Below are 23,028 nucleotides of genomic sequence, written 5' to 3' on the forward strand. Positions count from 1 at the left end.
TGTCTTTTGTTTGCTCATCATAAATGAAAAAAGCGGGAAATTCCCGCTTTTTCAGTGTGTTTTCAGCAGATTATTCTTCGCGAACACCTGTTAAATCCACAGAAGCTGCATCAATGTTAACATCGATATAAGCTGGCTTTTCATTTTTTGCAGAGTCATTACGCTTACGCTCTAATGCTGCCAAATATTCAGCATCAATACCACCTGCCACATATTTACCATCAAATACCGAGCAATCAAAGTCTTGTAACTCAGGGACTTTCTTGGTGCGAACAGCAGATTTTAGATCTTCCAAGTCTTGGAAAATTAGGCGATCAGCACCAATAATTTCACGAATTTCTTCAACGCTACGTTCAGACGCAATCAGTTCAGATTTGGCAGGCATATCGATACCATACACGTTTGGATATTTCACCATCGGTGCAGCAGATGCAAAGAATACTTTTTTCGCACCCGCATCACGCGCCATTTGAATGATTTCATTACAAGTCGTACCACGTACAATCGAGTCATCGACCAAAAGTACGTTTTTGCCTTGGAACTCTAGCTCTACAGGGTTAAGCTTTTGACGCACAGATTTCTTACGAAGTTGCTGACCCGGCATAATGAAGGTACGACCGATATAACGGTTCTTCATGAAGCCTTCACGGAATTTCACACCTAAGGTATTTGCAAGTTCTAGCGCCGAAGTACGTGAAGTATCAGGAATTGGGATCACGACATCGATATCGTGCTCATCGCCCCATTCACGTAGAATTTTCTGAGCAAGTTTTTCGCCCATTTTCAAACGTGCTTTGTAAACTGAAATACCGTCAATGGTTGCATCTGGACGCGCAAAATATACGTATTCAAAGATACAAGGACGATATTCAGGGGCTACTGCACACTGCTTGGTCGACATCACGCCATCAGCAGTAATATAAATTGCTTCACCCGGTGCAATATCACGCTCAACCTTAAAGCCGAGCGCTGTAATTGCGACAGATTCAGACGCAATGATATATTCCATACCATTTTCAGTCTCACGCGAACCGTAGATCAATGGGCGAATACCATTTGGATCACGGAAACCAACAAGGCCCTGACCGGTGATCATAGCAACAACCGCATAACCACCTTTGCAACGTTCATGCACACGTGAAACCACGTGGAATACATCTTCAGCGCTTGGTGTAAGTTTTGCGCGTTTTTGCAATTCGTGAGCAAATACGTTTAATAATACTTCTGAGTCTGAATCGGTGTTCATATGACGTAAGTCAGTCTTGAACAAGTCATCATGAATTTCAGCAGCATTGGTTAAGTTACCGTTATGTGCAAGCGTAATGCCATAAGGTGAGTTTACATAGAATGGCTGAGCTTCAGCACTGCTAGAAGAACCCGCAGTTGGGTAACGAACATGGCCAATACCATAATTACCCTGTAATGCACGCATATGACGTGTGTGGAACACATCACGTACCATACCCGTATCTTTACGCAGGAATAAACGACCATCCTGACAAGTTACGATCCCGGCTGCATCCTGTCCACGATGTTGTAACATCGTTAACGCATCAAACAACATTTGGTTAACAGGTGATTTACCAGCTATACCAACTACTCCACACATAGCAACCTCGCAGACAAGCTAGGGTTAATAAAAAGGATTATTTGTTGACTCATCCGATCCAGAACGTCCGTGCCTGTTCTGCGACTCAGATGGGAGGTCTGAAGATTTCTGAGCATCTTCAGACTGAATATGATGAAGTGCTTGATTTGCAGCATCTTTGGACAATTCGGTTGCCCAAGGCGCATATGGCAATAATGACTGAACCATTTTAGATTGTTTCCAATGTGGTGAACTTTCTACCCAAGGACCTAGCCCCTGCATAGTGATCAGCACCACCAACAATCCTTTTAAGCTTCCAAAAACACCACCTGCCAGTCGATTTAACGGACCGAGCTTTAATGTTTTCAAAATACTGTTCAATAACCATGTCGCGACCCAAGTCATGACTACAATCAACAATACAATAAATGCGAACGCGGCAATCTTCTGTACCACTGGATCTGTACTTAAAGATGTCATCGAAGGTGCAAGGACGGTTGCATACTTTGCCGCAATGACAAGTGCAAGAATCCATCCAATGAAGTTCGCAAAGGCTTTTACAAATCCTTGACGCAAACCGTTAAGCCCTCCAATGAGCAAAATAATCAGTATAAAGATATCAATGGTATTCATGATATTTACAATGCGTCTACGCAGTCTTTTACAAGTGTCGGACCTGTATATATGAGGCCACTATACACTTGTACAAGGCTAGCTCCTGCTTTTTGTTTCGCAACAGCATCCGCGCCCGACAAAATACCACCTACACCGATCAATGGAATTTGACCGTTTAATACTTTAGCAAAAGCCGCCAAACATGCCGTACTTTTTTCAAAGACTGGCGCACCGGATAGACCACCTGCTTCATCACCATATGGAAGGCCTTCAACACCTTCACGTGACAAAGTCGTATTGGTAACAATCAGACCATCAATTTTAAATTTTAACAATTGTTGGGCAATAAAATTAATGTCTTCTGGTTCTAGATCTGGTGCAACTTTAAGTACTAAGGGTACATAATGTTGATTTTCATCCGCCAACTCGAGTTGACGTTTCTTGAGTGTCTCTAACAGTTCAGTCAAAGCATCACCGCTTTGTAAGCTGCGAAGATTTTTAGTGTTAGGAGATGAAATATTAACCGTAATATAAGAAGCGTAGTTATAAACTTTTTCTAGACAAATCAGATAATCATCAACTGCTTTTTCAACAGGTGTAACTGCATTTTTACCGATATTGATCCCAAGTACACCCTTAAATTTTGCAGCTTTGACATTTTCGATCAGCTGATCCACGCCATCGTTGTTAAAACCCATACGGTTAATAATGGCTTTTGCTTTCGGTAAACGAAATAAACGAGGTTCAGGGTTACCTGATTGTGGAAGTGGGGTAATTGTACCAATTTCAATAAAGCCGAAGCCCTGGCTCGCCAGCGCATCGATATAAGCACCGTTTTTATCAAGACCGGCTGCTAAACCAACTGGATTAGGAAATTCGATTCCCATACATGTCACTGGTTTAGACGCCACGTTTTGACGCATCATTCCCATCTTGTGAGAAGATTTCAACAGCGATAATGTCAGCTCATGTGCACGCTCTGGTGCTAAAGTAAACAACAAAGGGCGGGCTAGAGAATACAACATATCTATAAAAGTCTACTGCTTTTTAAGTCGGCATATTATAGGCACAGCACAAATAAAACACCATGCTTAGCAGATCTTTATTTTTACCGATTATTGCACACTCGCTGTTAATTTGACCTGTCCCGCTTCAGAACTTAATTCCATCTTTTCAATACTTAAGCCCATTTGAACCAATTGCGTCAAAAAATTGGCCAGAATTGCATAATTTTCATGCATCACTGCAATCTGTATTTGCTCACCGACTTGTTGCGATGCTACTGACAAGCCCTGTTGTTGCGATACACGCTGAACTTTTTCCAACGCGCTCAGTTGTGTATCACCTGCTGGTTTCATCGTGACGGCATTACTTTGCATCCAAACAACAGTATCTTTGAGTTCATTCACGCGCTTTTGTTGAAAATTTGCAGCTTTGTTCATATAAAACAGTGCCGAACCAATCGCTGCCACTACAACAAAAATCGTGGTAAAGATCACCATGACTCGTTCACGAGTAGAAAGTTGGTCTAAATAATCAGTGATGCGCTCAATTTGCCCATCTATTCGTTGCTGTAAGTTTTCCATTTTTGTCATTATTGTATTTTCACCAATCCAATCGCGCCGTTGGCACTTGGTTGAATATTCCCTAATTCAACCTTAAAACCTTGTTGTTTTAATTGATTGGTTAGGGTTTGTAGTACTTCTGCCGAATTGGCTTTTAGCTCCATATTCAACATCGAGGCTTCATAGCTGACACGATTTGCAGAAATTTGGTTTTGCATTAAAACTGGCCCGACACGGCTCAGTAAAGACAAAGCCTGCGCATTGCCTGTTTGACTCTGACGCAATTGTGATTCGAACTGGCTTTTCAGCGTTTGTTCAGTCACAGGATAGCTTTGACCAAACCAATATTTAAACTGATCAATCGCTTGTGACGCAGTGATATTTGCCACTTTTTTGTATTGATACCAACGAACTGCATCATAGCTAAACTGTGTAATTAAAGCCGCAACCAAAACTGCTGCACATGCTTTCCAATAACCACTCACACCCGTATTGGCTTTGGCTTTCGGCAAAACATTCAGTGGATGTTGTTTCGGTTTTTTTATATTGGGTAGTTCATAATGAAAAGATTCAATGTAATCATGCGTTACAGCGGCTTCAAGACTATGCGTCTGATCTGAACTTAGATTTGAAATCTTATAGTTCGGCTGACCAATTTGATAATCTAAATACAATGCCAAATCATCAACAGACTGACCGACATATTCATTATTTCGGACCAATAAATGACCGCTGACATTTGCCAAAACATGTTGCCCTGATTCTGGACTTGGTAAGACCAAAAAGTCTGGTAATAATGAAATAACTTTTACAGGAATTAGCGTCAAAGCATGCTGCATCGTTTCGACTGCACTATGTGCAATCCCCATGACCGTTAATTCATCTGGACTTTGAAAATGATGCAATACTTTCATTGCATCCAAAGGCAAAATGACATATTCCTCAAGTAAATATTTTACGCCGTCTGGGCCAAGTTTTTTATATTGGTTTTTTGGAAAATTTTGCTGAATGATTTGTACATCACGACTCGGAAAGAAAACAACCGCTTCCTTTCCCGCATGTGGCTGAATTTCCTGAATCAACTGTTCAAGTGTCGATGACTGCTTCCAGAAATCCCCTTCTGACCATTGCCAAACCCCATTGGCTTCGGGCATCCATAAATACAACATTAATTTTTCTGCCGTTTTAATTGGTTTTTATGTTGATGGTATAAACGTTTTAATTTGAGTTGATAACCCTGGAGCAATGACCGCTTGTTCATAAATGCGCGCTTCTGCCAAAGCATAGGGATTAAAATATTCTGAGACCAAAACACTGGCCATATGTGCCACAACGTTCATATGGCACACCACCACAATAGACTCATACGGTAAATGTGACAACCATTCCACTGCAACTTTGGCATCATCTTCCGGTTTGATGGCATTACAAATAACCACAGGTACATGTGGAAAATGTTTTTGCAAAAATGAAAGTGTTTGCTGCGCACGCAGTAACGGACTCACCACAAAAACGTCTGGTTGAATTAAATCTTTCAAATATGCTGCAGTTTCTTCCGCTTGAGTTTGTCCACGCGCTGTTAAAGGACGCTTTTCATCATTCCCCATTACAGGTGGAGCAGCTTCGCCATGCCTAACCAATGTCAGTTGCATAAAATTTCCTTATTCTATTCCGCACATTATATACAGCCAGTATGACAAAGCTATGTGTATTGCATATTAATCAGCAAACTTAAACTTGCTGATGTGGCAAGACAAATTCAACGTCACTGCGATGTCCATTTTTCATCAATGACAAAGCAATGTTCAGGGCCGGCGCACCTTCAAAAATCACTTCATACAATGCACTGGTAATTGGCATATATACACCCAACTCCTCAGAGCGTGCGCGTACTTGCACAATAGTATTAATCCCTTCCGCAGTTTGTCCTAGTTCTTTGGTCGCTTGTTCTAAGCTTTTACCACTGCCGAGTGCAAAACCGACTTGGTAATTACGACTGAGCGGACTACTACAAGTTGCAAATAAATCACCGACACCAGATAAACCTAGGAATGTTAATGGGTTTGCGCCTAATTTCACTGCAAAGCGGCTCATTTCTGCCAAAGCACGTGTCAAAATCATACTCTTGGTATTTTCACCGACACCATAAGCTGCAGCTAAACCCATCGCGACTGCATAGATATTTTTCAGTGCACCGCCCAATTCCACACCATGCACATCATCACTTGCAAACACACGGAACAAAGCACTGTGTAGCGCTTGTTGAACTGCATAACGAACCAGTTCAGATTGGCTTGCAATCACAGTCCCCGCAGGTTGTCCCGCAACAATTTCCTTCGCCAAGTTTGGCCCTGAAAGCACACCATAAGGGACTTCAGGAAGTTCTTCACGAATAATATCGCTCATAAAACTAAAGGTATTGGCTTCAATACCTTTGGTCAAAGACACCACTGCTTGTGACGTGATAAAAGGTTTGATCTGCTGTAAAACACTACGGAAAGAATGGCTCGGAATAGCCACTAAAATAATGTCACGATTACATACTGCTTTTTCTAAATCTGAAACAGCGAGCAACCCAGCTTCTAATTGAAAATCTGGCAAGTAACGTTTATTGATATGTGTTGCATTGATATCCGCAGCCGCCGCCTCATCACGAATCCATATCATGGTGTCACAGCCATTACGTACTGCGGTATTGGCCATCGCAGTACCAAAACTCCCGCCACCCAATACCGTAACACGCAGTGCAGTTTTTTGGTCAACTGACACAGGGCTAACAAGACTTGCAAAATCAAGTTCTGACATTGTTCTTTTATCCTAATTTCTTTACTGATCGATCTTGTTCAATCGAACTATTTTTCACTTTTATTGGTTTGCTTTATGCCAATGGCTTACAAAGTCAGCAGACTGTATTTCAGCACGCGGTGGAATTGCTTTCACTGCTGTACCGATATAAATAATGCCTGAAATCAAATCATTTTCCGTTAAGCCTAAGGCTTGTTTAAACAATTTAGATTCAACCACCGCCCCACTACGCCACATGGTTGAAAAGCCCTGTACTTGTAAAGAGAGCAAAAAGTTTTGTACTGCTGCGCCTGAACTTAAGATTTGTTCGAAATGCGGAACTTTGGGATGATCTTGTAATTGAGTTAAAGCCAAAACCAATAGTGGCGCACGAAATGGATGGTATTTCACACGTTCCAACTGCGCTTCTTCTGTTTGTCCAGTATCAGCTAAGGCATGTGAAAGTAATTCACCAAATGCTTCACGTTCAGTTTCAGGAATAATCACGAAACGCGTAGGCTTAAGACGATGATGATCTGGCGCCGTTAAAGCGGCTTGAAACGCATTTTCCAATTGCTCAGCATTCGGCGCAGGTTCAATTAAATGACCAATCGACTGACGCTGATGAATATTTTGATGAACTGTATCAACTGCTGATTTTAGAATTGACATCTATACACTGTACTTTAAAACGTTTGCTCAAGATTAGCATATTCTCAATAACTTACTCTAGAATGTTTACATCAGACTCGGTGCTTATTTGTTAAGTCAGCTTTATTCACAGATTTACTATAAAAAAACCGCATAACTTGTACAGCAGTTCCCTGTTCTATAAGAAATTTTATGTTCAAATAAATCAAATTGTTTCTAACTCGGGGCACCGCATGAAAAAATTCAACAAAACTGTTGCCATTGTTAGCACGCTAAGCGCAACTGTGCTTTTAGCTGCATGTACATCTACGCCAACAAAATCTTTAGCGATTCAAAAACCAAATAATCAATATGAAGTGACTGCCGTAGGTAAAACCAGTTTAGCGGCAAAAAATAATGCAATTGCAGCTGCAAATAGTACCTGTGGTAAAAATGCGACCCCTGTCGTGGTAGATGAAAAGCAAGAATACAACGGAGTTTTAAAAGGCGTGGTCGATGAAAAGACAGGTCAAATGATTCAGGCGGCAGCTGGCGTACTTGGTACCATTACAGGAAATAGCGGTAGCATCAGCAAGGATGATGATTACCAAACTGTACTAACCTTTAGTTGCCGTGCAAACTAAAACGTTAGTCTGTGATTTTGTTTTGTCATTAACTCAAAATGAAATAGTCGACATGAAATAAAAAAGCCTGCAAATCTGCAGGCTATTTAGAAGCAAAATTAGCAATAACCGTCTAAACGGGTTAAAGGTAATTTTTGACCAATGGCTTTTTCAATTTCAGGCAGTGAAAAAGCATCATCTTCAGACAAGAAACTAATACTCACACCACGAGTACCCGCACGACCTGTACGACCGATACGGTGTACATAATCATCAGACTGTTCAGGAAGTGTGAAGTTCACTACATGAGAAACACCATCGACATGGATACCACGACCCGCAACGTCTGTTGCAATCATGATGTTATGTTGACCATTTTTGAACTGATCAAGCATTTTCAAACGTTTATCTTGAGCGATTTCACCTGACAACATCACCACTTTATAACCATCTTTTTTGAGGTGATCATAAAGTTTACGCACTTGATCACGACGGTTGGCAAAGATCATGACCTTTTCAATTGGTTCATCACGTAAGATGTCTTCCAATAATTTATATTTATCAGACTTCGCCACCATGTAGACACGTTGCTCTACATCTGCATTGGTTTTTTTCTCAGGTTCAATTTCAACAGTTACTGGTTCAAACAACCATTGCTGTGCCAAATTTAAAACGTCATAACTAAATGTTGCAGAGAACATCAAAGTTTGTCGTTGTTCTTTACGTGGTGAAAAGCGCACGATACGTTTCACTGAAGGAATAAAGCCCATATCTAAAAGACGGTCAGCTTCATCGATCACTAAAAATTCAATTTGATCGAGCCAAACTTCTTTTTGTTCCACAAAGTCAATTAAGCGACCTGGGGTTGCAACCATAATGTCGACAAAATTACGATTTAATAGATTTTTTTGCTTATCAAAATCTACCCCACCGAGCAAAGTCATGACATTGAGATCAGTGTATTTCACTAATTCTTTTGCATCACTTTCAATTTGCAAAGCAAGTTCGCGCGTAGGTGCAAGAATCAATGCACGCGGTTCACCACGATAACGCTGTTCCTTAATTGGATTATTCAACAAGTCATTGATCACACTGACCAAGAAAGCAGCTGTCTTCCCTGTACCAGTTTGAGCACGACCAATAGCGTCATGTCCAGCCAATGTAAATTTTAAAACCTTTTGCTGAATAGGCGTCATATCCTTAAAACCTAAAGCATCAATGGCTTTTTTAAGGTTCGGATGTAAATTTAAGGTTTCAAAACCTGATGACATATAGATGTGCCCTAATTGAATAATCACAAAATTGCTGAAGCATTATAAACAAAAAACGCCCCAATTTACATTGGAGCGTTTTTGAGTACATTCAGACGATTAGTCTAAAGGTTGTACTTCTTCAGCTTGGAAGCCTTTTTGACCTTTAACAACGCTGAATTCTACGCGTTGGCCGTCACGAAGTGAACGGTGGCCTTCGCCCATAATTGCGCGGAAATGAACGAATACGTCGTCGCCGCCGTTACGTTGAATAAAGCCAAAGCCTTTAGTGTCGTTGAACCATTTAACAACGCCTTGTTCACGAGCTGTCATAAGTTAATCCTTATCGTATTTAAAAAAGAAGGACCACCCGGTGTTGCAAACAGCAGACCAAACAAGGTTAAAAAAAATATTTTTATTTCTAAGCTTGTAATCATTCTGTAAAACTATCAACAAAATCCCGGTTACATCCAAATATATCAAGAGTTAAGAGGCTTCACAGCCAACAAAAATCTTAACAACGCAACGAGCTTAACACGGGTTTACCGCAATTAATAGATTTTTTTGATCTATTTTCCTTTTGAATATTCTTATTTTTTCACATCGTTTGAGTTATAAATCACAAAGGATTTTTACCTATTTTAGGTTGGGATTTGGCACTGTATTTGCTAATATTTCCATTGAAATGTAAACATGTTGGATCTGCTTCGTGAGTGACAGCCAAAATTCGCTTTTAACTGTAGATGCAATGGGTAAACCCTGCCCGATGCCACTATTGATGCTCAAAAAAGCTTTAAAGAAAAGTCCAGACCAATCTTTATTGTTAAAGTCATCCGATCCGCACAGCCAACAAGATGTATCACGATACTGTCAAATACATCAGTTAAACTGTGAAATGCGCAAAATTTCCGATTCTGAGTTTCATTACTTAATTGAATCTTAAAAAGATTCAGCTAAACTAAATTGCTTCATAATTGAATAAAAGTTTACATTTCTATACCCAATTTTCCATAATTTACGGAAATATTGGATTAAGATGAATCTTAGTTATTGGGCTTACCCATTTTAATTCTCAAGGAGAAAACATGAGTGACAGCAGCAATCAATTGATGCCCCTGTCATTATCGGCACCTGGGGTGAATCTTGGTGCTTATATTAGTACTGTTAATCAGATTCCAATTTTATCGGCCGAACAAGAAAAAGAGCTGGCCGAACGTTATTATTATGACCAAGATTTAGACGCAGCTAAAATGCTGGTGATGTCACATCTTCGTTTTGTTGTGCATATCGCACGTAGCTATGCAGGCTACGGCTTGCCACAAGGTGACCTGATTCAAGAAGGTAACTTGGGCTTAATGAAAGCGGTAAAACGTTTTGACCCAAATATGGGTGTACGTCTCGTATCTTTTGCTGTGCATTGGATTAAAGCAGAAATTCATGAATATGTGATTCGTAACTGGCGTATTGTCAAAATTGCGACCACTAAAGCGCAGCGTAAATTATTCTTTAATTTACGTAGCTTAAAAAAGTCATCTAAAAAATTAACTTTGGCTGAAGCACAGTCGATTGCCAATGACTTAAATGTGACACCCGAACAAGTCTTAGAAATGGAAGGCCGTTTAACCGCTTATGATGCTGCATTTGAAGCTCAAAGTGATGACGACGATGAAGGTTCGACTCATGTCGCTCCTGCCCTTTATCTCGAAGATAACCGTTATGACCCTGCGCGTTTAGCGGAAGATGAAGATTACGAAGAACAGAGTACTTCAGCTTTACATGAAGCCATGGATCAGCTGGATGATCGTTCGCGTAACATCTTACAACGTCGTTGGTTAGATGACGAAAAGTCGACGCTGCATGAATTGGCAGCGGAATATAATGTATCTGCTGAACGTATTCGTCAGTTGGAAAAAAATGCGATGGAAAAAATTAAAGTCGCAATGTCTTCAAACTAAGTTGAAGGCTTTTCATTGTTATTCTAAAAAAGAGCATTTCGATGCTCTTTTTTTTGTTTCTGAATATTATTGAATGATAGGCTGTAACACAAAAACTTTGGGCATTTTTGCTTTAATCCTGCACGCTAAATATGCTATGGTTATGCGCAAATTTTGTTAAGGTGAATGCACATGTGGATTGCCATTTCCGCACTTAACTTAGCTTTTGCTGTGATGCTTGGTGCCTTTGGTGCACACGGATTAAAAGCTCGCGCGACTGAAGCCCAATTGGCTTGGTGGCAAACTGCAACGGACTATTTCTTTTATCATGCACTGGGCTTACTTGCCCTCGCGATCTTATCCAAAGTCATTCCCCAACTTCCAATAAAAGCCAGTTTCCTACTCATACAAATTGGTATTTTCTTCTTCTGTGGTTCTTTATATGTGATGGCTCTAGGCTTACCACGCGGTCTCGGTGCCATTACCCCGATTGGTGGAGCGCTGATGATTGCTGGATGGCTCATATTGGCATGGAATGCGTTTAAATACGCAAAATAATCAACAGCAGATATTGGCCTTATGCAATTGGCAAGGCTGCAAGAACGGAATCCACAAATGCAAATTTATTTAAACGGCGAAGCTACACAAACCGAATGTGTCAACCTCTTGCAATTGGTTCAACAATTACAATTGGAAGGCAAACGCTTCGCTGTTGAAAAAAATGAAATGATCATCTCGAAAAGTAAATTGGAACAAACCCCAATTACTGAGCAAGATCATATTGAAATTATTCATGCCGTAGGTGGCGGCTAAAATGGAGCTCCCATGGAAGATACACCCCTAATCATTGGTTCACGTACATTTAATTCACGACTTTTAGTTGGTACAGGTAAGTACAAGGACTTAACGGAAACTGACCAGGCCATTCAAGCCAGTGGTGCTGAAATTGTGACCGTTGCCATTCGCCGTGTGAATATTGGTCAGCATCCAGACCAGCCGAACTTGCTTTCAGTGGTTCCACCTGAGAAATATACGATTTTGCCAAATACAGCAGGTTGTTTCGATGCGAACAGTGCGGTCCGTACTTGCATGTTGGCACGAGAACTCTTAGATGGTCACAATTTGGTTAAACTTGAGGTTTTAGGGGATGAGAAAACCCTATATCCAAATATTACTGAGACTTTAAAAGCTGCACGTACGTTGATTGACGATGGCTTTGAAATCATGGTTTATACCTCAGATGACCCAATAGTGGCACAAGAACTCGAAAGCATGGGCTGTGTAGCCATTATGCCTTTAGGTAGCCTTATTGGCTCAGGTTTAGGCATTCTCAACCCACATACTATTTCGATCATTAAAGACAACGCCAAAGTGCCTGTCTTGGTCGATGCCGGTGTAGGTACCGCAAGTGATGCAGCGATAGCGATGGAATTGGGCTGTGATGGCGTATTAATGAATACGGCAATTGCAGCAGCTCAAAACCCTGTTCTAATGGCTTCAGCGATGAAAAAAGCAGTCGAAGCCGGTCGTGAAGCATTCCTAGCAGGACGTATGCCGCGTAAACGCATGGCAAATGCCAGTTCACCTGAAACCGGATACTTCTTTAAATAAGAACTCATTCACGGTATAAAAGAGGACTCTATTGAGTCCTCTTTTTGATTTTGAAAACCTGATAACAATGAAAAAATCCCATATATTGTGTACTTTGAGTCTTTGTGCCGCATCTAGTTGGCTGTCTGCCCAAGTGCCTAGCACAGCCAAATCACTTGCGCCTCAAGGTTGGAACATTTTGATGACTACGACTGGCGACCTAAACAAAGATCAAAAGCCAGATATTGCGATGATCGTGGAAAAACAAAAAGTCGATGTGGCGACCTATGATGACGATGGCAAAGTCGTTCATAACCATCCACGAAAACTCATCGTGTTTTTTAAAACCGCAAAGGGATATCAACGTATCGTTGAAAACAATAGCATCCCTGTCGCTCAGCAACCCAATTCATGCTTACTTGACCCACTTGCTGAAGCAGAAGACATCCAAATCAGTAAAGGCAATTTACTCGTTCATTTTAGTTATTTTATGGCTTGTGGTGGCTGGGAATGGCCCCGACATAGTTATACCTTCCGTTGGCAAAATCAACGCTTTAACCTGATTGGTTTTGACTACAGTAGCTTTCACCGAGCTTCAGGTGAAGAAACATCGAAAAGCTATAATTTTTCGACCTTAAAACGTAAGGAAATTGTAGGCGGCAATATGTTTGAAGATGCCAAAACTCAAACCAAATGGTCAACCTTCAAATCACCACAGCAACTGACGCTTAAAAATATTAACTTTGATGATTTCTATACACAGTTCGAGTACTAAGTTGAACCTGAGCAATGCCAATCTAGCAATAAACAAACCGCCAATTTCGGCGGTTTGTTTATTCAATTTCAAAACTTAACTTAAGGAATTAAACCTTCATCACGCATCGCAATTTGAACTGATTGACGCTCTGCAACTTTGTTGCGTAAAGCAATGATATTTTTATATGGCGTTAAATCATGACCGATGCCATTTGACCAATTTGTCAGTACAAAGAGATAAGCATCTGCTGGGCCAAAGTTATCATCGACCAAATAGTCGTTATCCGATTCACCAATCGCTTTATCGATGTATGTCAATAAACGATCAATTTCTGCATAAGCTTTTTCTTTAGCGTCTGCATCTAGTGGAGCACCAAAGAATACGGCATAAGCATCATGTAATTCTGAGTTCAAATAGCCAAGCCATTCTAAAACTTTGGCACGACCTAAACCTGATGGCGGAATTAAATCTTGTTTTGGATCATGCTGTGCAAGAAACGGTAAAATTGCCACGTTCTCGGTCAGGATCAAACCTGGGTTAATTTCTAATGCAGGTACATAACCTTTTGGGTTGATCTCGTAATAATCCACCCCTTTTTCTGTTTTATGGTTTTTTAGGTCAACACGGACCAAATCAAAATCGACATTAATTTCATTTAAAATTATATGTGATGCTAATGAACATGCACCTGGAGAATAATAAAGCTTCATATCTGATCCTTGTTATGTACTATTCAATGTTTTAAATCTCTTCTGTCAAACTTTCAAGTGATCAAACCTGTAAATTGCAAAAAAGCGTAAATGCTGAAACACATATACTCATTGACTATTGTCCATAATTAAGAAGAATTCAAGTCAATCTGTTATGCATTTTTATACTCAGTTGTTTTAACATAGCCGCGTTTAAGATTTGATGAAAAGTTACCGTGTTACAACTTAAAAAAGAACAATGGTTTTCCAATATTCGTACCGATGTGCTCGCAGGCTTGGTGGTTGGACTGGCGCTAATTCCAGAATCGATCGCCTTTTCAGCTATTGCTGGGGTTGACCCTCAGGTTGGTTTGTACGCTTCGTTTTGTATTGCCGTCACCATTGCCTTTTTTGGTGGTCGTACAGCAATGATTTCTGCTGCTACGGGTGCGATGGCCTTACTTATGATCACATTGGTCAAAGATCATGGTTTGCAATACCTTTTGGCTGCCACGGTTTTAACTGGTGTGATTCAAATCATTGCTGGCTATTTTAAAGTCGCAAAACTTATGCGCTTCGTCTCGCAGTCAGTGGTGTATGGTTTTTTAAATGCTCTCGCGATTTTAATTTTTGTCGCACAGCTACCTGAAATGTCAAAGATGGATAGTTGGGGCTATGTGTTTATGCTTTTAGGGCTTGCGATTATTTATCTGTTTCCATATCTACCTAAAATTGGCAAAGCTATTCCATCACCGCTGATTTGCATTATTGTCCTCAGTGGCTTGGCATTATTTCTAGGTGCAGACCTGCGTACTGTGAGTGATTTGGGTAAGTTTCCAGAGACTCTACCTATTTTCTTGATTCCTGAAATTCCTTTCAATCTTGAAACCTTCACGATTATTTTCCCTTATTCCATCACCCTAGCAACAGTTGGCCTATTAGAAACCATGATGACCACGACAGTGATCAATGAAGTCACTGGAACCGAAGGAGATCGTCATCAGGAATGTCGTGGTCAAGGGATTGCCAATATTGTCAGTGGCTTTATGGGCGGCATGGCAGGTTGCGCCATGATTGGTCAGTCGATTATTAATGTTAGTTCTGGCGCGCGAACTCGCCTTTCCACTTTGGTTGCAGGTGTATTTTTGTTGTGTTTGGTGGTGTTCTTAAAAGACTGGTTGGCCTATGTCCCAATGGCGGCCTTAGTCGCGATTATGGTCATGGTGTCATTCACTACGTTCCAATGGAATTCAGTCAAGCAATTTTCAAAGCATCCAATGTCTTTTAATGTCGTGATGATTACTGTGGTGATCGTGGTGCTTGCAACACATAATTTGGCGCTTGGCGTATTGGTTGGTGTGCTCCTCTCTGCGTTGTTTATTATCAATCAACTGGAAAGTTCGGTAAAAGTCACATCAGAACTTAAAGACAATATTCGTAGCTACACAGTCTATGGACAAATTTTCTTTAGTAGCTCTGAGAGTTTTTATCAATTTTTTGATTTTCAGGAGAGGGTTAGTCATGTGCGAATTGATCTGAGTCATGCACATATTTGGGATATTACTTCCGTCAATATTTTAAAAAATGTCGTGCAAAAATTTGAGTCAAAACAGATTCAAGTAGAGGTTTTTGGCTTAAATGAAGCAAGTAGCACTTTACTTGACCGTGTCAGTGACTAATGGATTTTTGAAATATTCACTTTGAATCAAATCAATTTTCAATAAAGCGCGACCTATTGGGACCCTAAGCAGGATATATATAGCAAAGGGTTTCAATAATCAAAGTCTCATTTGTAATGACATTACATAAAATACTAAGCCTATAAAAAAGCGAAAAATTCACCATTCATTCGATTTAACTGTATAATTCATCTCATAAAATTATAACTATCAAAAATAAAACAAAGATTTGATGTGACTTTCTATTTATTTTTTTAAATTGTGGATACACAAAATTGGGGGAATTTTGATGGTATGGTTTTGGTCACGACACTGCATTCAAGCAAATCGGCTGCTGGTCTTAGCGAGTCTATTTTGCCTGCTATGTTGTATTGCTATACCCAGTTTTGCCAATGCCACCCCTCAGATCTCAAGCAGTCATTGTCTTATTGAAATTACCCATATTGCCACAGCTAAAAGCGCTGTCGAGCAAGAGCGCCCACGTACAGGTTGGCAAAATCTGCAAAAGCTTCCAGACACTTGGAATAAACGTTGGCCGGATTATCATGGTATCGCTTGGTACAAAATCCAATTTAAGTTGAACTGTGACCTCCATCAGTTAAATCAACCCATTGCTATCGCTATACAAGGCATCACCCAAAGTGGTCGGGTTTATATCAACGATGCCCTACTTTGGCAAGATTACATTTCAGCAGAACATTTTTCACGAAGCCAACATCAACCAAGAATTTTGAACTTGCCTAGCTCGAGTTTAAAGCAAGGTGTTAATACCATTTGGGTGCAAGTGTATGGTTCAGTGACCCAAAAATCAGGACTCAGTTCAGTTCAAATTGGGGAATACCAGCAAGTCTATGACACCTTTAAAATTTGGTTACTCGAACAACGACAATTAGTCGAACTCAATACGATGATTAATTTCGTCGTGGCTGTGTTCTTTTTTTTAGCATGGCTCGCCAATCGTAATGAAAGAGCTTACTTATGGTTAACCATCACAGGCATGGCTTGGGTATTTTATAGCCTGTGTATTATTTTTAATGGACCAATTTCATTTCTAACCACCGTACAGGTCGACCGCCTACAAAATATCATTTTCTGTTTTTATACGGTTTTTGGCTGTATTGGTGCGTGGTATTTTGCAAACCATCCTTTCCCGAAAATTCAAAAGCTGTTATTAAGCCTTGCCACTATCGCAGCACTCTGTATCGGTTTTGCACCAGAGGCTTATTTAAAGACCGTCATCCAAATTTGTTTTAGCTTCTTTGTTTTGGTCTTTGTGGCCAAATGTATTAGCTACCCCTACTTGGCGTATAAAGCCAAAATGGCTGAAACCTATTTGCTTGCAACGCTGTATTTGATTTATTTACCAATTGCGGTACATGATGCGCACTTTATGATGACCATGGAAGGCCATGCGCTCTCACCATATACTGGCCCACTAACCACCCTCGTTTTGGGCGGCGTACTGGCTTTGCGTTTAGCTCGACACACCCGTCAAATTGAGCGTTTTAATAAGACCTTAACTGAAAATGTACAACGAGCTGAACTGAAACTCGCTACCTCACTTGGTCAACAACATCAACTCGCGCTTGAAAATGCACGACTTCAAGAACGAATTCATTTATCTCATGACTTACATGATGGTTTAGGCGGATCAATTGTCCGTTCAATTTTACTGTTAGAACAAAATGACAAAATTGAAAAACCACAAATCATGTCGATGCTTAAACTGTTCCGTAATGATTTAAGACAAGTCATCGATTCGGGTTCAAGTATAGGGACGAAAGTTCCAGACACCCCGATCGAATGGGCGGCGCCGATTCGCCATCGCTTTGTACAGCTCTTTGAAGAATTAGACATGAGCTCAAGCTGGAAATTTGCTACCGAATGGATTCACTCACCCTCTGCGACCCAATGTCTCAATTTGACTCGTGTCGCAGAAGAAACCCTGACCAATATTCTAAAGCATAGTCAGGCAAGCAAAGTTCAGGTCAGTTTGTGCGAAACAGAGACTCAACTGATATTACGTATTGAAGATAACGGTATCGGCTTCAACCCTGACGAAGTTGAGCAAGGCCTACATGTCGGCCTACATAGTATGCAAACACGAATCCATCGTATCGGTGGTGAATTTAAAATACAGTCACAGCCGGGTTGTACCGTTATTGAGGCCATTTTGCCATTTAAACCTGATGGTGCTGACAGTGAAGATCTTGATGAAAAAACAGCCTAGATTAATGTTAATTCATGACTTTTGAGCTGAGCATTTGACTGCTCATTGCAAATGCTCAGCACGGCTTCAGTCGGTGAGATTGAGCAAAAAGCGGATTTATTCACGGTAAAAAATTTGACTTGTGCATCTCAGGACTTAAAATACCGCATTCGAATTTTTTACATTTGCCAAAGTTATGTCGAACGATCAATTAGACCAGCACGCAGTAGATCTGGATAACCTAAACGAACACCGTGAAATCGTGACGTTTATGCGCCGCTCTGCGCCACTTAATACTTCGCAACGTACTGCGCTGGAACAATATGGTCATCTAATTTTGGAATACCCTGTTGGTGATTTGCGTCAGCATTTTGAACACCCTGAACGCCCACTAACTGTAGAAATCGGTTTTGGTATGGGCCGCTCTTTGGTACTAATGGCAAAAGCAAATCCAGAACGCAACTTTGTCGGCATTGAAGTGCATGTTCCGGGTATCGCTCAATGTGTGTATGAAGCCGGTCTTGCAGGTTTAACTAACCTACGAGTATTGGATGCCGATGCCATCCAAGTGCTACGTGAAATGCCAGACAACAGTATTAATACTGTCCAATTATACTTCCCAGATCCATGGCAGAAGAAACGTCATTTCAAACGTCGTTTTGTATCTCATGACCGTATGCCATTGGTTGAAGAAAAATTAGAAATCGGCGGCACATTCCACTCAGCAACTGACTGGGAACCGTATGCTGAATGGATGATCGAAGTGCTTGAAGAACGTCCACGTCTTGAAAACCTTGCAGGTAAAGGCAATAGCTACCCTCGTCCAGACTGGCGTCCACAAACTAAGTTTGAACGTCGCGGAATTGAAGCAGGCCATAAAATTAATGACTTCATCTTCAAAAAAGTAAATTAAATTTTGAATGAAGCAAAAAACCACCGTTAGCGGTGGTTTTTTTATTGCTATTTTTGATCTGAGATTTCTCTGTGTTGTTTCAAATCACATAAAAACAAATAACCACTAGGCTACTTGCGCTTGGAGCTGACTTTGTCGAATCATATCCACGGCTTTTTCAGCAATCATCACTGTCGGCGCATTGGTATTGCCATTCACCACAGAAGGCATAATAGAAGCATCGACTACACGAAGGTTTTGAATCCCGTAGACTTTCAATTCAGGGTCAACCACAGACATCTCATCTACGCCCATCTTACAACTGCCGACAGGGTGATAAACCGTATCCACACGCTGACGTAAGATTGCACGTATGTCATCATCGGTTTTGACCAGTGAGGTAAATAAATCTTGCTGATAATGAATCGATAAAGACGGCGACATCATTAATTGCTGCGTCAACTTAAAGCCTTGTACCAAATCTTCTAAATCCTGTTCATCCCCTAAAAAGTTTGGATCAATCAATAATGGATCATGAATACTCGAACCACTGATTTTAATTGTACCGCGACTACGTGGATTCAGCAGACATACATGGCAAGACAAGCCGTGACTGGCATGGAACTTACGTGCATGATCATCTACAAGTGCCACAACAAAATGTAATTGTAAGTTCGGAATTTCCAGCTCTGGTGAAGTCTTTAAAAATCCGCCACATTCTGCAAAATTTGAAGCAATCATGCCCCGTCGCTCCTTACGATAGCGACTGATCTGCTTAAACATATCAATTGAGCCTGGTAAGGACCCCCCAAATGTGCCTTGATATTCTTTGACTTTATAACCAAAAATGAAATCGGGATGATCGTGGAAGTTCTTTCCTACACCCGGTAAATGGTGCTTCAATTCAATGCCATGCGCTTGTAGCTCGGCCTGATCTCCCACTCCAGACAACATTAAAATCTGCGGTGACTGCATCGCTCCGGCACTGAGCAAGACTTCACGTCTGGCTTTTAGGTGTTTCATTTGCCCTGCATGTTGTACTTCTACACCAGTCGCAACTTGATGCTCTATGGTAATTTTATGCGTTGTGGCTTTGGTCAATACGGTTAAATTTGGCCGATCTAAATGTGGAAATAAGTACGCACGCGCCACACTACAACGCTCTCCATTGATATGCGTAACTTGATAAACCCCTAAGCCTTCTTGTTCTGCACCATTAAAATCATCGAGGACTTTATGGCCTTGTGCACGAGCCGCTTCGGTATAGCGTTGATGGAAAATATTGTCACTTTGTACATCTGTGACGGATAGAGGGCCGTCATTTCCGTGGAATTCATTGTGTATTCGGTTGTTATTTTCTGAGCGAATAAAATATGGCAAGACCTCGTCGTATGACCAACCAGTATTGCCCTGTACCGCCCATTGATCATAATCATTTTTATGACCACGAATATAAATCATGGCATTAATACTAGATGAACCGCCTAGGCATTTTCCACGTGGTTGATAGCTTTTACGACCATTCAAGCCAGCTTGTGGCACAGTTTCAAAAGCCCAATTATTGATCTTGGTCGGCAAGCTCACCACGCATGCAGCTGGAATATTGACCGTCCACTGATCACCTTGTCCACCTGCTTCTAGCAAGCACACAGATATATTCGGATCTTCACTGAGTCGTGCAGCCAGTACGCATCCCGCACTTCCGCCACCAATCACAATATAATCAAATTCCATTTTTGACATTATTTTCATCCAATTGATTCTTTTTATAAATGCACAATAAGTGATTTAACCCTGACTGAAAAGTTTCTTTTTTAAAATAGTGAGCGCGATACCGTGCAAGAAGGATGAAACTGATGATCGAAATTTTGTTTCATGCTTCACTCATGCAAGGTAGCAACAATATCTGTCCAAATGATCGATGAACTTGATACGCCCAATCTTGGACTCTATTATTTTTTAATTAATCGATGTTTTAAAAGCACAGTAAGCCGCATAGCTAAAGATTTGACTGAAACAATAGATTTGATCAAAACCTATTTCCCTCAGTAAGCTTTGATAGTGCTGCTGACTAATCAGTTCAAAGTCATCCTCTAAACGCTGCATCATTTTTGTCGCTTGCGCAGCAGATAAACCTTGCATTTGGCAAAATTCAGGCAGGACACGCTGCTCAAAATTCGAATGAGTTTGCATCAAGTCAAAACTTAAAAAAATGCCCTGCGGTTTAAGCAATTCAAAAGCTTTTGTTAAAAAATTCGTTTTCTCTGACAACGGAATGAAATGCGTCACCAAAATACTCAGAACTGCATCAAAACAACTCATCTGCTCAAAAGTGGTATGACTGCCCAAAACAAAATTGACGCGATGCAACTGTCCAGCGGCTTCAACTCGTTGCCGTGTTTGATTCAGCATATTTTCAGACAATTCTGTAACGGTAAATGACCATGTTGGATTCAAGGCCATGAGATACCCCAGTTCATAGCCCGTCCCACATCCAATGATCAGTACATGGGCATCTTCAGTGACATAGCAATTCAACACCGCCTGAATCTGCTGATGGACAAGTTCATAGCCGGGAATTAATTTTCGAATATGCGCATCATAACTTTCGACCACTTGCGGGTTATTAAAATCTTTTGCCATGTAACATCCTGATTGACATGTATTTCTATGCTAATAAATATTCATTGTTCTTTATAGATTGTTTATTTCTGATGATGCTCAAAAATCTGCTGACTCAGCATTTCATAGACCGCTTTCAGATCGACTTGATCCGCTTGCCCAAGCATATTGGCGTGTATCTGCATGATATTTTGATCCCCACGCATTGCAGGGCCTGTTTGCATGTTACGCGGTTCAGCCTGAGTCGCTTTATTGGCTGTCTCTAAAATCAATGGATAAAGCAAGCTAAAATCGACGTATTTTGCATCGACAACCTGCTTTGCCATGTCATAACAATAATTACTAAAATTACATGCGAACACCGCAGCAAGATGCAGACTTAAACGTTGTGCCGAATCATATTGATAAACCCTTTGACTCATGCTGTTTGCTAAATCTGTTAGTGTCCTCAAATCTGTAGAATCCGCGGCTTCTACAAAGATCGGTGTAGACGTCCAGTCCACATCTCGATCTAAACTAAAGGTTTGTAAAGGATAAAACACCCCTGCTCGCAAATGCTGCTGGGTCAGTACCGTGATATTGGTGCTACCTGAAGTATGCACGATCAAAACCTGTGGCAGATAGGCTGTAACTTGCTGAATAACGGTTGCAATCGATTGGTCGCTCACCGCAATGATCAAAAGATCAATCTCAGCATTCAACTTTGTCGGGGTATCAACGGCTTTTGCACCTACACTTGCTGCAAGTTTTTCTGCCTTTTCAAGATTTCGCGCATAAACTTGCACAATGTGATGTTGTGGATGAAGTACTTTGAGCAAATGATGTGCAACACGACCTGCACCCACAATACTGATTCGCATATAGTTTTAACTCATTTTCGATGGCTACAGCATGTCAGGAAAATATCGGACGTGCAAATCGAGTTGTATCGATAGAATGATTTATTTTCAATTCTTCACATTAGTTTCGCTCAGATAAGCACAAAAAAAGGGATGCGTTTCATCCCTTTTGCTAGACGTCAATCTAAGTCTAATGCATATCATATCGCTTTCAATCTAGACAATATTCGATATGCACTTTAGCTTTTACGATTTACCAATGATTTGATTCAGAGTCTGTAGGTATTGTTCTGCGTCACGGCGCGCATTGAATTTCTTTTCAAATACACCTGTGTTTTGCACACTGTTCGGTGTGTATTCTACCGAAACAACAAAGGTATCAAGCAAATCTCTATTAATCCGAATTGCAATAATATGATGTGAGTTTAAATAAAAACCATCATCAACCTTAACTAACATGACTCGCCTCAAAAATCTTGCATAATGAAATAGATAAAAATATCTAAACATTCATAAACTTGGATGCCTTACCGCATACAGTTATAAATAGGATAAACCGAAATCATTGTAACGCCATTATGTGATTTGTATTGCAATTATTATGCAATTTAAATGAATAATTAGAGAAAATCATTCAGTTCCAGTCATCTAAACATGATTGATTTTCAATCCTAGCTAAAGATTGGATAAAAAGACTGGATATAAAAAAGCCTGCTGCCATAGCCATGGCAATAGGCTCATTTCAGTACGACTGATTTAACT

General features: G+C 40.6%; 25 protein-coding genes. 10 read left to right on the forward strand and 15 right to left on the reverse strand.

All coding sequences use genetic code 11. The features are described 5' to 3' along the window. Positions 1 to 70: 70 nt before the first annotated feature. The 8 genes from purF to FTT77_RS00440 form a co-directional block, all read right to left on the reverse strand. Entirely contained in the window at positions 71 to 1,609 is a 1,539-nt protein-coding gene (gene purF / locus FTT77_RS00405) for an amidophosphoribosyltransferase (protein ID WP_078193623.1), read from the reverse strand. Between the two features lie 24 nt (positions 1,610 to 1,633). Beyond that, positions 1,634 to 2,221, reverse strand: a complete 588-nt coding sequence (locus FTT77_RS00410; RefSeq protein ID WP_180059045.1) for a CvpA family protein — start codon at positions 2,219 to 2,221, stop codon at positions 1,634 to 1,636. Between the two features lie 5 nt (positions 2,222 to 2,226). Continuing rightward, positions 2,227 to 3,228, reverse strand: a complete 1,002-nt coding sequence (locus FTT77_RS00415) for a quinone-dependent dihydroorotate dehydrogenase (protein ID WP_180003012.1) — start codon at positions 3,226 to 3,228, stop codon at positions 2,227 to 2,229. A gap of 90 nt (positions 3,229 to 3,318) precedes the next feature. After that, a complete protein-coding gene (gene gspM, locus FTT77_RS00420) occupies positions 3,319 to 3,798 on the reverse strand; it encodes a type II secretion system protein GspM (RefSeq protein ID WP_078188869.1) in 480 nt (159 codons plus the stop codon). Next, complete coding sequence (gene gspL / locus FTT77_RS00425; RefSeq protein ID WP_180059043.1) at positions 3,798 to 4,937, reverse strand: type II secretion system protein GspL; 1,140 nt, start codon at positions 4,935 to 4,937, stop codon at positions 3,798 to 3,800. Before gspL ends, gspM begins: the two co-directional genes overlap by 1 nt. Before the next feature lie 27 nt (positions 4,938 to 4,964). After that, positions 4,965 to 5,420, reverse strand: a complete 456-nt coding sequence (locus tag FTT77_RS00430; protein ID WP_180059042.1) for a histidine phosphatase family protein — start codon at positions 5,418 to 5,420, stop codon at positions 4,965 to 4,967. A 79-nt stretch (positions 5,421 to 5,499) separates the two neighbouring features. Continuing rightward, complete coding sequence (locus tag FTT77_RS00435; RefSeq protein WP_180041318.1) at positions 5,500 to 6,573, reverse strand: NAD(P)H-dependent glycerol-3-phosphate dehydrogenase; 1,074 nt, start codon at positions 6,571 to 6,573, stop codon at positions 5,500 to 5,502. A gap of 60 nt (positions 6,574 to 6,633) precedes the next feature. Further along, on the reverse strand, positions 6,634 to 7,224 hold the full coding sequence (locus tag FTT77_RS00440; RefSeq protein ID WP_218954047.1) for a nitroreductase family protein: 591 nt from the start codon (positions 7,222 to 7,224) through the stop codon (positions 6,634 to 6,636). Between the two features lie 212 nt (positions 7,225 to 7,436). On the opposite strand from FTT77_RS00440, the gene FTT77_RS00445 reads away from it, so the two are divergent. Next, positions 7,437 to 7,826 carry a hypothetical protein gene (locus FTT77_RS00445; RefSeq protein ID WP_078188876.1) on the forward strand — a complete coding sequence of 130 codons (390 nt, stop codon included), beginning with the start codon at positions 7,437 to 7,439 and terminating at the stop codon, positions 7,824 to 7,826. A gap of 98 nt (positions 7,827 to 7,924) precedes the next feature. On the opposite strand, the gene rhlB is transcribed toward FTT77_RS00445, so the two are convergent. Both rhlB and FTT77_RS00455 read right to left on the reverse strand, forming a co-directional pair. Next, positions 7,925 to 9,076, reverse strand: a complete 1,152-nt coding sequence (rhlB, locus tag FTT77_RS00450; RefSeq protein ID WP_180003018.1) for an ATP-dependent RNA helicase RhlB — start codon at positions 9,074 to 9,076, stop codon at positions 7,925 to 7,927. Between the two features lie 99 nt (positions 9,077 to 9,175). Next, on the reverse strand, positions 9,176 to 9,388 hold the full coding sequence (locus FTT77_RS00455) for a cold-shock protein (protein ID WP_005014923.1): 213 nt from the start codon (positions 9,386 to 9,388) through the stop codon (positions 9,176 to 9,178). A 415-nt stretch (positions 9,389 to 9,803) separates the two neighbouring features. Here FTT77_RS00455 and FTT77_RS00460 point away from each other — a divergent pair, with 415 nt between their 5' ends. The 6 genes from FTT77_RS00460 (at position 9,804) to FTT77_RS00485 (ending at position 13,354) form a co-directional block, all read left to right on the forward strand. Next, on the forward strand, positions 9,804 to 9,998 hold the full coding sequence (locus FTT77_RS00460; RefSeq protein WP_078189214.1) for a sulfurtransferase TusA family protein: 195 nt from the start codon (positions 9,804 to 9,806) through the stop codon (positions 9,996 to 9,998). Between the two features lie 142 nt (positions 9,999 to 10,140). Continuing rightward, entirely contained in the window at positions 10,141 to 11,010 is an 870-nt protein-coding gene (gene rpoH / locus FTT77_RS00465) for an RNA polymerase sigma factor RpoH (protein WP_180108732.1), read from the forward strand. Between the two features lie 171 nt (positions 11,011 to 11,181). Beyond that, positions 11,182 to 11,547 (forward strand): DUF423 domain-containing protein, encoded by a 366-nt coding sequence (locus tag FTT77_RS00470; RefSeq protein WP_078188880.1) that lies wholly within the window; start codon positions 11,182 to 11,184, stop codon positions 11,545 to 11,547. A gap of 57 nt (positions 11,548 to 11,604) precedes the next feature. Further along, the gene (thiS, locus tag FTT77_RS00475; RefSeq protein ID WP_180007313.1) at positions 11,605 to 11,802 is read left to right on the forward strand and encodes a sulfur carrier protein ThiS; all 198 of its coding nucleotides are present in this window, start codon (positions 11,605 to 11,607) and stop codon (positions 11,800 to 11,802) included. A gap of 12 nt (positions 11,803 to 11,814) precedes the next feature. Beyond that, the gene (locus FTT77_RS00480; protein ID WP_111885685.1) at positions 11,815 to 12,600 is read left to right on the forward strand and encodes a thiazole synthase; all 786 of its coding nucleotides are present in this window, start codon (positions 11,815 to 11,817) and stop codon (positions 12,598 to 12,600) included. A gap of 67 nt (positions 12,601 to 12,667) precedes the next feature. Beyond that, complete coding sequence (locus FTT77_RS00485) at positions 12,668 to 13,354, forward strand: hypothetical protein (RefSeq protein ID WP_180007314.1); 687 nt, start codon at positions 12,668 to 12,670, stop codon at positions 13,352 to 13,354. Between the two features lie 80 nt (positions 13,355 to 13,434). Here the strand turns inward: FTT77_RS00485 and FTT77_RS00490 are convergent, their stop codons facing one another. After that, positions 13,435 to 14,046, reverse strand: coding sequence for a glutathione binding-like protein (locus FTT77_RS00490; RefSeq protein ID WP_078188886.1), 612 nt, complete (start codon positions 14,044 to 14,046; stop codon positions 13,435 to 13,437). Positions 14,047 to 14,261: 215 nt separating this feature from the next. Here FTT77_RS00490 and FTT77_RS00495 point away from each other — a divergent pair, with 215 nt between their 5' ends. From FTT77_RS00495 to trmB, 3 genes are all read left to right on the forward strand, one after another. Continuing rightward, complete coding sequence (locus FTT77_RS00495; RefSeq protein WP_180041312.1) at positions 14,262 to 15,704, forward strand: SulP family inorganic anion transporter; 1,443 nt, start codon at positions 14,262 to 14,264, stop codon at positions 15,702 to 15,704. Between the two features lie 289 nt (positions 15,705 to 15,993). Further along, positions 15,994 to 17,934, forward strand: coding sequence for a sensor histidine kinase (locus FTT77_RS00500; RefSeq protein WP_257224688.1), 1,941 nt, complete (start codon positions 15,994 to 15,996; stop codon positions 17,932 to 17,934). A gap of 175 nt (positions 17,935 to 18,109) precedes the next feature. Then, complete coding sequence (gene trmB / locus FTT77_RS00505; protein WP_078188891.1) at positions 18,110 to 18,826, forward strand: tRNA (guanosine(46)-N7)-methyltransferase TrmB; 717 nt, start codon at positions 18,110 to 18,112, stop codon at positions 18,824 to 18,826. Positions 18,827 to 18,931: 105 nt separating this feature from the next. Here the strand turns inward: trmB and FTT77_RS00510 are convergent, their stop codons facing one another. The 4 genes from FTT77_RS00510 to FTT77_RS00525 all read right to left on the reverse strand — a co-directional run bounded on the left by FTT77_RS00510 (position 18,932) and on the right by FTT77_RS00525 (position 22,725). After that, positions 18,932 to 20,548: a GMC family oxidoreductase gene (locus FTT77_RS00510; protein ID WP_180108734.1), complete on the reverse strand. Its 1,617-nt coding sequence runs from the start codon at positions 20,546 to 20,548 to the stop codon at positions 18,932 to 18,934. 216 nt (positions 20,549 to 20,764) lie between these two features. Further along, on the reverse strand, positions 20,765 to 21,448 hold the full coding sequence (locus FTT77_RS00515) for a class I SAM-dependent methyltransferase (protein WP_180108735.1): 684 nt from the start codon (positions 21,446 to 21,448) through the stop codon (positions 20,765 to 20,767). Positions 21,449 to 21,510: 62 nt separating this feature from the next. Then, positions 21,511 to 22,287: a Rossmann-like and DUF2520 domain-containing protein gene (locus FTT77_RS00520; protein WP_180108736.1), complete on the reverse strand. Its 777-nt coding sequence runs from the start codon at positions 22,285 to 22,287 to the stop codon at positions 21,511 to 21,513. 225 nt (positions 22,288 to 22,512) lie between these two features. Continuing rightward, complete coding sequence (locus tag FTT77_RS00525; RefSeq protein WP_180003031.1) at positions 22,513 to 22,725, reverse strand: hypothetical protein; 213 nt, start codon at positions 22,723 to 22,725, stop codon at positions 22,513 to 22,515. Between the last annotated feature and the right edge of the window lie 303 nt (positions 22,726 to 23,028).

The organism is Acinetobacter sp. YH01010 (assembly GCF_013420775.1).
In the GTDB taxonomy this organism is placed as follows: Bacteria; Pseudomonadota; Gammaproteobacteria; order Pseudomonadales; family Moraxellaceae; genus Acinetobacter; species Acinetobacter amyesii.

Bases quoted from the DNA above. Each gene is read 5' to 3' on its own strand.
- purF (WP_078193623.1), bottom strand. From the start codon at position 1,609: ATGTGTGGAGTAGTTGGTATAGCTGGTAAATCACCTGTTAACCAAATG.
- FTT77_RS00410 (WP_180059045.1), bottom strand. From the start codon at position 2,221: ATGAATACCATTGATATCTTTATACTGATTATTTTGCTCATTGGAGGG.
- FTT77_RS00415 (WP_180003012.1), bottom strand. From the start codon at position 3,228: ATGTTGTATTCTCTAGCCCGCCCTTTGTTGTTTACTTTAGCACCAGAG.
- gspM (WP_078188869.1), bottom strand. From the start codon at position 3,798: ATGACAAAAATGGAAAACTTACAGCAACGAATAGATGGGCAAATTGAG.
- gspL (WP_180059043.1), bottom strand. From the start codon at position 4,937: ATGTTGTATTTATGGATGCCCGAAGCCAATGGGGTTTGGCAATGGTCA.
- FTT77_RS00430 (WP_180059042.1), bottom strand. From the start codon at position 5,420: ATGCAACTGACATTGGTTAGGCATGGCGAAGCTGCTCCACCTGTAATG.
- FTT77_RS00435 (WP_180041318.1), bottom strand. From the start codon at position 6,573: ATGTCAGAACTTGATTTTGCAAGTCTTGTTAGCCCTGTGTCAGTTGAC.
- FTT77_RS00440 (WP_218954047.1), bottom strand. From the start codon at position 7,224: ATGTCAATTCTAAAATCAGCAGTTGATACAGTTCATCAAAATATTCAT.
- FTT77_RS00445 (WP_078188876.1), top strand. From the start codon at position 7,437: ATGAAAAAATTCAACAAAACTGTTGCCATTGTTAGCACGCTAAGCGCA.
- rhlB (WP_180003018.1), bottom strand. From the start codon at position 9,076: ATGTCATCAGGTTTTGAAACCTTAAATTTACATCCGAACCTTAAAAAA.
- FTT77_RS00455 (WP_005014923.1), bottom strand. From the start codon at position 9,388: ATGACAGCTCGTGAACAAGGCGTTGTTAAATGGTTCAACGACACTAAA.
- FTT77_RS00460 (WP_078189214.1), top strand. From the start codon at position 9,804: ATGGGTAAACCCTGCCCGATGCCACTATTGATGCTCAAAAAAGCTTTA.
- rpoH (WP_180108732.1), top strand. From the start codon at position 10,141: ATGAGTGACAGCAGCAATCAATTGATGCCCCTGTCATTATCGGCACCT.
- FTT77_RS00470 (WP_078188880.1), top strand. From the start codon at position 11,182: ATGTGGATTGCCATTTCCGCACTTAACTTAGCTTTTGCTGTGATGCTT.
- thiS (WP_180007313.1), top strand. From the start codon at position 11,605: ATGCAAATTTATTTAAACGGCGAAGCTACACAAACCGAATGTGTCAAC.
- FTT77_RS00480 (WP_111885685.1), top strand. From the start codon at position 11,815: ATGGAAGATACACCCCTAATCATTGGTTCACGTACATTTAATTCACGA.
- FTT77_RS00485 (WP_180007314.1), top strand. From the start codon at position 12,668: ATGAAAAAATCCCATATATTGTGTACTTTGAGTCTTTGTGCCGCATCT.
- FTT77_RS00490 (WP_078188886.1), bottom strand. From the start codon at position 14,046: ATGAAGCTTTATTATTCTCCAGGTGCATGTTCATTAGCATCACATATA.
- FTT77_RS00500 (WP_257224688.1), top strand. From the start codon at position 15,994: ATGGTATGGTTTTGGTCACGACACTGCATTCAAGCAAATCGGCTGCTG.
- trmB (WP_078188891.1), top strand. From the start codon at position 18,110: ATGTCGAACGATCAATTAGACCAGCACGCAGTAGATCTGGATAACCTA.
- FTT77_RS00510 (WP_180108734.1), bottom strand. From the start codon at position 20,548: ATGTCAAAAATGGAATTTGATTATATTGTGATTGGTGGCGGAAGTGCG.
- FTT77_RS00515 (WP_180108735.1), bottom strand. From the start codon at position 21,448: ATGGCAAAAGATTTTAATAACCCGCAAGTGGTCGAAAGTTATGATGCG.
- FTT77_RS00520 (WP_180108736.1), bottom strand. From the start codon at position 22,287: ATGCGAATCAGTATTGTGGGTGCAGGTCGTGTTGCACATCATTTGCTC.
- FTT77_RS00525 (WP_180003031.1), bottom strand. From the start codon at position 22,725: ATGTTAGTTAAGGTTGATGATGGTTTTTATTTAAACTCACATCATATT.